This window comes from Candidatus Cloacimonadota bacterium (genome assembly GCA_011372345.1).
Classification (GTDB): Bacteria; Cloacimonadota; Cloacimonadia; order Cloacimonadales; family TCS61; genus DRTC01.
On record DRTC01000155.1, the window covers coordinates 1 to 1,604 of the forward strand.

1 protein-coding gene is annotated in these 1,604 nt (G+C 36.4%); it reads left to right on the top strand.

The features are described 5' to 3' along the window. Window positions 1–3: 3 nt before the first annotated feature. On the top strand, window positions 4–1,604 hold a 1,601-nt coding region (locus tag ENL20_02955), incomplete at its 3' end, for a hypothetical protein (protein ID HHE37515.1).

Genomic DNA, 1,604 nt, shown 5'->3' on the forward strand with positions numbered 1-1,604 from the left:
CCCTTGATCCTTGTAAATTCTTTATTTGCAGTCGACCATTTGATTATTGCACCTGCAGAATTTATCCCGCAGGCAAATCAAATCGCAGATTTTTACCAAAACCATTTCGGGATCGAAAGAAATATTATAGATCAGCAGGATATTTTTAATCAATTTGGAGAATCCCTGGAAGGGATAAAGGAATATATCCAATCCTGTTTTCCTGATCCTGAAACCTGGTCGGAAAATTCTGTTTTATTAATTGGAAGCGGAACAAATCTATGGGAACTGGATATCGATAAAAATCGCATTATGGTTTATGATACAGGAAATTATGTTACGGACGATGGATTTGTAAATCTGGATGATGATCCTTATCCCGAAATTCCAATCGGAAGAATTCCTGCTCAAAATGTGGAACAATTGGAATTATACACCGAGCGGATGTTCCAATACATCGAAGAACCGACTTTAGGCTGGTGGAGAGATAAAATGCTTATTTTAGCAGATGATGAACATAAAAGTGGTCACTTGGAAGGAACCGGCGGAGCTACAGGTTTGAATCATACCTGGCAAGCTCAGGAAACAGGTGAAGTCATTAGTAATGCAGTTTATGTCGATAAAGTTTTAGGAATCGAATATGAATTTGATCAATACGGTTTCAAACCGGATGCAACCGATGATTTATTGGATAAACTCAATGAAGGTAGATTTATCTGGCATTATATCGGGCACGGATGCGAGTTTGTTTTGGGCGATGAAAATTATTTTAAAACCGCAGAACATCTATCTCTGCTCAATAATCCTGAAAATCTTTTCTTATTCACTACCGCATCAGGAGATGTCGGTCATTATTCTGATCCGGAATATGATTGTATGGCAGAACAATTACTATTTTATGAAAACGGTGGCTCGATTGCTTCGATTTCTGCGACAGGATCTTGCGGTGGAAATGATAATAATACTTTATTCAGAAGTTTTTTTGTGAATATTATCAACGAAAGAATGAATTTAGGAACTGCACTTCTCGATGCGAAATTAAATTCCGGAGCAAGTTACTCGAACAGCAGACTATACAATATTTTGGGAGATCCGTTAATGTTCATCAATCCTCCGGAATCAGATAGTTCGATCACAATTACAGGAAATCCGGATACTTTATTTGCTGGAGATTTTGTTGAATTTTCAGTTCAATCCGGCAATGGAATTACATCCGGAACTGCTCATACTCTTATTTATGAATCCGAATATGACATTCATTATGAAAACAGTCTGAATGAACAATTCTATGAAGTTGATTATACAAAGAATGGATATTTCTTCTATTTTGGTGTTACTTTTTTTGATGAGGGAGAATTCCAGGCAGGTTTCACTGTTCCCGAAGATATAAATTTCGGTGATCGCGGACGCATTCTTTCCTATCATTTTAATAATGGGCAAAATAAAGATTTTGTCAGTTATTATTATCCGTTGTCTTTTGCAGAGCCTACTCAAGTAGATCCTGGAGATATCGAACTCGATGTTATTTCCATCTCGACTTATCCAAATCCTTTTCAATCGAATACCAAAATCAGTTATTATCTTCCTGACCAAACAAATGTTGAATTATCAGTTTATAACATTAA